This is a genomic window from Acinetobacter terrae (assembly GCF_013004375.1).
Lineage (GTDB): Bacteria > Pseudomonadota > Gammaproteobacteria > Pseudomonadales > Moraxellaceae > Acinetobacter > Acinetobacter terrae.
Genome location: NZ_JABERI010000038.1, coordinates 1 through 7,283, shown reverse-complemented (window position 1 = coordinate 7,283; position 7,283 = coordinate 1). Strand labels below are relative to the sequence as shown.

Genomic DNA, 7,283 nt, shown 5'->3' with positions numbered 1-7,283 from the left:
AAGTGAACGCTATCGAAATAGACGGAAAAGATTCGGCTTACGCATTAACTTAATTGCTGCACTCGTAAACCGGATAAACTTGCAATAATGACTTTCGCAAGAGATCTAATGAATTTAAACTTTTAAATTTAAAAACAGACTTTTGAATTTAAAGTTTTACTCATTTAAGGGTATGAAAAAAAGAAATTAACTTATCCACAGAATGTTTAAATTTAAAAACTGCGTTTTAAATTTAAAGAAGAAATTTAAATTCATATTTTGAGTGTTTTTGAATTTAAAAGTTTTAAAAATACAAACTGTGGATAACTTTTTAAATTTAAAAACAGAATATGAATTTAAAATGAAGGTAAATGAATTTAAATTTACGATTTGATTCAGAAATTAACGACTGATGGTGGTATGGTAAAAACATAATTTAAATTCAAATGCCATCAGGGATACTATGCGTCGCTTAGCTTTCGTTTTAGGTTCAGTTTTTCTTGCAATGACTCAAGCCAATGCTGAGCTGATTATTAATGGCCAACGTGTCACAGTGACTTCAACTACGCCTACAAATCAAATTTTTAGCCCGCAAAATAATTTTCAGCAATGTATTGCCAATTTACGTACTCAAGCTATCAGTTCTGGTGTGAGTGGGTCGACCTATGACCGCTATACGCAAAATTTAACGCCTGATTATTCCGTCATTGAAAAACTAAATTATCAACCTGAATTTTCTACCCCAATTTGGGATTATTTATCCGGTCTGGTGGATGAAGAGCGGGTGCAACTGGGGCGTCAAAAATTAGCTCAGCACCGAGATGTACTCAATCGCGTTGCAGCAACTTATGGTGTTCCGGCTGAAACAGTGGTGGCAGTTTGGGGTGTGGAAAGTAATTTTGGTGATATTGCCGGAAGTTATCCTTTATTGCAGGCCTTGGGCACTTTAAGTTGTGAAGGTCGTCGTCAAAGTTATTTCCGTGGAGAATTCTTTACCACGATGCGAATTTTACAGCGTGGTGATTTAACCGAGCAGCAAATGAAAGGCTCATGGGCTGGGGCATTTGGTCATACCCAGTTTATGCCTTCAACTTACGAGGAGCTTGCAGTAGATTTTGATGGCGATGGTCGTCGTGATCTGGTTTCAAGCACCACAGATGCTTTAGCTTCAACCGCAAATTTCTTAAAAAAACGCGGCTGGCAAACCGGCATGCCTTGGGGCTTTGAGGTTCGTATTCCTGAAGGTATGTCAATTAGTGATGAAGGGCGTCGCAATAAAAAGTCTTTAAGCAGCTGGTTGAGTCGTGGTGTGGTTCGTGCCGATGGCAGTCCCTTAATACAAGGGAATCTATCTGAGAGTAGTTCGGCTGGATTAATGGCACCTGCAGGTGTAAATGGCCCGGTATTTTTAGTCTTTAAAAATTTCGATGCTATATATAGTTATAACGCTGCGGAAAGTTATGCTTTGGCGATTGCACATTTGTCTGATCGTTTACAGGGTCAGGGCGGATTTAGTAACGCCTGGCCAACAGATGATGCAGGAACATCGCGTGCAGAACGACGTGAAATTCAGCAGTTTTTACTGAATAAAGGTTATGACATTGGTACTGCCGATGGTCTGATTGGTGATAAAACCCGTCAAGCGATTCGTCAGGAACAGCAGCGTTTGGGCTTGAGTCCGACAGGACGGGCTGGCCAACAAATTTTACGTGCATTTCGAAATGAAAATGCGCAGAAAATGATGAAATAAGAATGTTTTAGAAATAAAAAGGTCTGCTTGAAGCAGACCTTTTTATTTATTGCACTCAATTTCTCATTCGAGGTATTAATCGTGACGAATACAAATTTTACCAAAGTGCTTACCCGCTTCTTGATACTTGAATGCTTCAGATAATTGATCAAGGCTAAATACCGTGTCGATCACAGGCTTCCAATCATATGTTTCAAGGGCTTGGATCATTTCTTTTTGCTGAGTACGACTACCAACAATTAAGCCTTTGATTGATAATTGTTTTGCCATGAGTTCAACGGTTGGGATTTCACCCGCATAACCTGTGAGTACACCAATCAGTGCGATATGACCGCCGACTTTACATGCGCGAATCGATTGCGCCAATGTTGCTGGACCACCGACTTCAACGACAATATCAGCACCTTGACCTTGGGTGAGTTCAAGCACTTTATCACCCCAATTTGCTTCATCGCGGTAATTAATGACGTGATCGGCACCGAGTTCCAAAAGCTTCTGTTTCTTTTGGTCTGAAGATGTGGTTGCAATGACTTTTGCACCCATTGATTTAGCCATTTTTAAAGCAAAAATCGAAACACCGCCTGTTCCTAAAACTAAAACCGTTTGTCCTGCTTGTAGATGGCCATCGACGACAAGTGCACGCCAAGCTGTTAAGCCTGCTGTGGTGAGTGTAGCTGCTTCTTCATGGTTATATTGTTTTGGTGAAAGCGTGAACGCTGTCGCAGGTGCATTGACTTTATCAAGTGCATAGCCCTGAACACCGTCCCCTGGAACAGTCGCAAAGTCAGAGAGGGTCGCTGGGCCATCTTGCCATGTTGGAAAGAAACACGATACGACATGATCACCCACTTTAAATTCAGTGACACCTTCACCCACTGAGGTTACAACACCTGCACCATCAGACAGTAAGATACGGCCTTCTTCTGTTGGGAAATCACCACGAGCAACCAATAGGTCATGGAAGTTCAATGAATTGGCACGAATATCAACCTGAATTTCACCTGCTTGTGGTGCAGAAATTTCAGCTTGTTCTTGTACGTGTAAACGATCAAAACCACCTGGTTTTTGTACAATAATTGCTTTCATGAATCTAACCTTTTTCATCCGTATTTGCCCATTATGGACTATGCTTGATCTATTCGCCTACAGCTGTAAGCCTTGCTATAACATTGATGTTGAATATTTCAACATGAGAGAAAATTCTGTGCATTTTAACTGCTTGAAATTGCATTATTCGCTTAATCGATAGTCGCTATGCACCTAAGTGGTGCCAACTGATTTATCTTGAGAGGCTGAGTTTTTATAAAGGTCGTGATCAATCATGGACTCGTAAAATTGATCGGATTGCGAATTAGCATACTTGATATGGTTGTAACACTGCGTACAAGCTCTATAGCAAAACTGCATCTAGAAAGTTTATCGTGCTCGTATTTAATGTCCGGCATGGTTTTATCTATCGCGAGGGCGTTAGCGTTCTTTTGGACTCATTTTGAATAAGAAAATAGAGATTGCCTTGAATCTCATGGGGTGGAGCGAGCAAACTCATCAAAATAAAGATATTGAATTGAGATAATTTGTAAAACTTGCTTCGATTGGAGCTGAGTATGCTTTTGGTATTTGAATGGAATGGCAATAGGATCGGATCCAAATGCCTGAAACGGTCATCAGGCATTTTGATCTCATTGAGATTGATCTGATTTAAATCGATGTAATGGTACCTAAAACACGATAGCCTGCCGCACCTGTGACGGTCGGTAGGTTGCCACTTTGCTGATTCATAAAACGCATCGCTAGCCATGCAAAAGCAGTGGCTTCAACCCATGTAGGCGCTAAACCAATTGCAGAGGTAGTTTGTACTGACCAATTGTGTTTGCGCAAACGCCAGCGCAATTGCTCGAGTAAATGTGAGTTGTAGGCCCCACCACCACAAACATAGACTTCACCGGTATCCATGTCGGAACGGTAAATGGCTTTTTTAATCGCCCGTGTGGTGAGTTTTAATAAGGTTGCCTGAACATTTTCAGGGGTATCTTCTAACTCGTTATATTCAAGATCATTGCGCCAGTCGGAAATTTGTTCATCTAACCATTCTAGGTTGAAGTCTTCACGACCGGTACTTTTCGGCGGTTCTTTAGAAAAATATTCATGGCCTTGTAAACGATCGAGCAGGCTTCGAATCGGTTGACCGTATGCTGCCCAGTTACCGTTTTCATCATAAGGCTGACCGGTATAACGATGACACCAGGCATCCATCAAAATATTGGCAGGTCCAGTATCAAAACCATATACAGCATCTGGATTACCTGCAGGTAACATGCTGACATTGGCAATGCCACCCAAATTTAAAATTACACGGTGAATGCTTGGGTGTTGAAATAAGGCTTGATGAAATGCAGGAACTAAAGGTGCACCTTGACCACCAGCAGCCATATCACGACGTCGGAAATCTGAAATTACTGGAATCTGGGTCATTTCAGTAATGATATTGGGATCGCCAATTTGCAAGGTAAAACCATGTTCAGGACGGTGGCGAATGGTTTGTCCATGTGAACCAATGGCTTTAATCTGGCTACGATCTAGCTGGTTCTTTTCAATCAGCTCATTAATGCCACCACCAATCATTTGCGCTAAAGCAACATCTGCTTTGCCCATGCGATCAATTTCGTTGTCACCGGGTAAAGTCAGCGCCATCAGTTCATCACGTAAGTCCAAATCGAATGGCAAGGTGAGGGTGGCATGAAGCTGCAATGGATCAAATGAAGCAGCCACAATGTCAACGCCATCCATGCTGGTGCCGGTCATTACCCCAATATAGATCGCTGTCATGATGATAGTTAAGCCTGCATTATGCTGAAAAAGTGTTAGTATATCGCACAAATTGTATAACTGATGTATTGGGTTTTGTGATGTCAAATTTCCTGCCGGCTGAAGAACAACTTGCCCTCATCCAACGAGGCACTCATGAGATTATTTCTGAAGAGGATCTGTTAAAGAAACTCAAAGAAAATCGTCCTTTAAAAATTAAAGCGGGTTTTGACCCAACAGCACCTGACTTACATTTAGGTCATACTGTACTGATTAATAAGCTAAAAGTGTTCCAGGATTTGGGTCATGAAGTGACTTTCCTGATTGGTGACTACACTGCCATGATTGGCGACCCGACAGGTAAAAGTGCAACACGTCCGCCATTGTCGCGTGAACAAGTGTTGGAAAATGCAAAAACTTATCAAGAACAAGTCTTTAAAATCCTTGATCCGAATAAAACCAAAGTTCGTTTTAACTCTGAATGGTTTGCACAAAAAACCGCAGCCGATCTCATTCAATTGGCGTCTCAGCAAACTGTGGCGCGTATGCTTGAACGTGATGACTTTACCAAGCGTTATAACAACCATCAGCCGATTGCGATTCATGAATTCTTATATCCATTGGTACAGGGTTATGACTCAATTGCGCTTGAAGCAGATGTGGAGCTAGGTGGTACAGACCAGACCTTTAACTTGTTGATGGGTCGTACGCTACAAGGTCGTTATGATCAGGAAGCGCAAGTCTGCATTACAGTGCCTATTCTTGAAGGTTTAGATGGCGTGAATAAAATGTCTAAATCTTTAGGGAATTATATTGGCGTATTTGATGCACCAGGCGCGATGTACCAAAAAGTACTTTCAATGCCGGATTCTTTGATCGAGCGTTATTTTGATCTACTCAGCTTTAAATCACTGGATGAAATTGCAGTGTTATTAAAAGAAATGCAAGAAGGTCGTAATCCTCAAGAGATTAAGAAGATCCTTGCATTAGAGTTGGTAGAGCGTTTCCATGGTGCGGAAGCAGCTGAGAATGCACATAAAGGTGCAGGCAATATCATTACTGAAGGTGAATTGCCTGAAGGCACCCCAGAAGTGACCATTTCACGTGCGGAATTTGGCGGTGAAATGTTTATTGCTTCTATTTTACGTACTGCCGGTTTAACCAAAAATGCCGCACAGGCCAAAGATGCCGTGGCGCGTGGTGCTGTAAAAGTGGATTGGGAAGTGGTTGATGCTGGTTTCTCGGTCAACGAGAACAAAACTTACATCATTCAGGCAGGTAAAAAAGCAATCGCTAAAGTGACCTTCATCGACTAATGGTTTCTTGAATTTTTATTTAAGTTATTGAAATAAAAGCAGGCTTTGGCCTGCTTTTATTTTTTATATCGTATATTAATATTTTGAATAAGCAAATTCAAAAAAAACCTTATAAAAACAACAGTTAAATTTTGCCAAATCTGTTGCATTCTCTTTTGCTTATGTATAGGATTTATCCATCTAGACATTGTGTAGAAAACATATCTAGAGGGTACGTGTATAACAAAAGCTCCACAGTTTTAAGTCTCTTCCCCAAGAGACTTTTTTTAAATTTTTACCAATAACTATAATAATGACATCATGGATCGAACTATAGATTCAACTCCAAGGAAGAGGTTTTGGGAGAGATCTCTTTCTTTTTTTTCTATCTAAAATTTAGTCAATTTTAATTTACCTGATTTTTTTCACTACCTAGATAGCAAAAAATCCCCTATTTAAGGAGATTTTGATGAGCGTGGTTATTTTTCAGAAGTTATAAGTATTGCTGCAGTATTAAAGTGAATAAAATTGAATTTGGGTAAAATCATTTTGACTAAGCTGCCGAAACATAAGGCAGTCATAATGGTTCCTTCTAGCACCTCAATAATCGTATGTAGGCATAAAGAAGCACTGACCACTGCAATTAAAACTAAAATAATATCGCCATAAGTTTTGCATGAACCGAAATTGAAACTAAAACGAATCGCAAATGCTTGATACAAACCTTCCCCAATCAAGAAGACTAAATTGCCTTTTACCACTAGGCACACTCCAAAAGCCGTGATCAGACAGCTCAATAAGCATAACAATAATTGGATGGCGTATTTTCGACGAATAGCTAGAACTACACCAAAGGTTAATAAAGCCAGTCCACTAAATAAGAATAAAAGTCTCAAGGGGAATTGAGTTGGTATCTAGAGTGAATACTGGGTTTTAAATATGCTTACTTATATGTAAGGGGCATTCAGGTAGGTCGTTGGCTTGTTTGTGTAGCTTTGATTTAAGTGAAGGGTATTTATGTTTGGATTAGAAATTTCGAAGATAGATATAGCCATAGAAAAAAGTGATGGATTGATAATATATGGCGGTAGTTGAAATATAAAATTCCAAGAAAATTGAAAAAAACCAATTTTTTCATCAGAAAAGTATAAAAAATGACTAAAAAACATGGTTTTTTACTGATTTTGTAGAAAAAACAAACATGCGTGATAAATATATCATTTTAGGGGTTGCGCCCCTTCAGAAACTGTATAGAATACGCGGCATACCAACGAGACATGTTGAAACGAACGAAACGCGAAGCGTTGAGTTGTTGAGATTATCTTGTTGCTTCTTGTCTCTGATGAAGAGCGAGATAGATCATTAAGAGATTATGAAGAACAACTTGTGTGGATTTTTACCGGTTGATCGATCGAAATTATTTTCATTGATTGATGGTAGAAATTACTCGAAGT

Annotated in this window: 5 protein-coding genes; 2 read left to right on the top strand and 3 right to left on the bottom strand. The window is 39.9% G+C overall.

From position 1 onward, the window contains the following. Positions 1-442: 442 nt before the first annotated feature. On the top strand, positions 443-1,729 hold the full coding sequence (locus HLH14_RS14060) for a lytic murein transglycosylase (protein WP_171533306.1): 1,287 nt from the start codon (positions 443-445) through the stop codon (positions 1,727-1,729). A 75-nt stretch (positions 1,730-1,804) separates the two neighbouring features. On the opposite strand, the gene HLH14_RS14055 is transcribed toward HLH14_RS14060, so the two are convergent. Beyond that, positions 1,805-2,815, bottom strand: coding sequence for a zinc-dependent alcohol dehydrogenase family protein (locus tag HLH14_RS14055; protein ID WP_171533305.1), 1,011 nt, complete (start codon positions 2,813-2,815; stop codon positions 1,805-1,807). A 612-nt stretch (positions 2,816-3,427) separates the two neighbouring features. After that, positions 3,428-4,555 carry an anhydro-N-acetylmuramic acid kinase gene (locus tag HLH14_RS14050; protein ID WP_086194745.1) on the bottom strand — a complete coding sequence of 376 codons (1,128 nt, stop codon included), beginning with the start codon at positions 4,553-4,555 and terminating at the stop codon, positions 3,428-3,430. An 80-nt stretch (positions 4,556-4,635) separates the two neighbouring features. On the opposite strand from HLH14_RS14050, the gene tyrS reads away from it, so the two are divergent. Further along, on the top strand, positions 4,636-5,850 hold the full coding sequence (gene tyrS / locus HLH14_RS14045) for a tyrosine--tRNA ligase (RefSeq protein WP_067723842.1): 1,215 nt from the start codon (positions 4,636-4,638) through the stop codon (positions 5,848-5,850). Positions 5,851-6,308: 458 nt separating this feature from the next. On the opposite strand, the gene HLH14_RS14040 is transcribed toward tyrS, so the two are convergent. Then, positions 6,309-6,590: a hypothetical protein gene (locus tag HLH14_RS14040; RefSeq protein WP_171533304.1), complete on the bottom strand. Its 282-nt coding sequence runs from the start codon at positions 6,588-6,590 to the stop codon at positions 6,309-6,311. Positions 6,591-7,283 lie beyond the last annotated feature (693 nt).

Bases quoted from the DNA above. Each gene is read 5' to 3' on its own strand.
- HLH14_RS14050 (WP_086194745.1), bottom strand. From the start codon at position 4,555: ATGACAGCGATCTATATTGGGGTAATGACCGGCACCAGCATGGATGGC.
- tyrS (WP_067723842.1), top strand. From the start codon at position 4,636: ATGTCAAATTTCCTGCCGGCTGAAGAACAACTTGCCCTCATCCAACGA.
- HLH14_RS14060 (WP_171533306.1), top strand. From the start codon at position 443: ATGCGTCGCTTAGCTTTCGTTTTAGGTTCAGTTTTTCTTGCAATGACT.
- HLH14_RS14055 (WP_171533305.1), bottom strand. From the start codon at position 2,815: ATGAAAGCAATTATTGTACAAAAACCAGGTGGTTTTGATCGTTTACAC.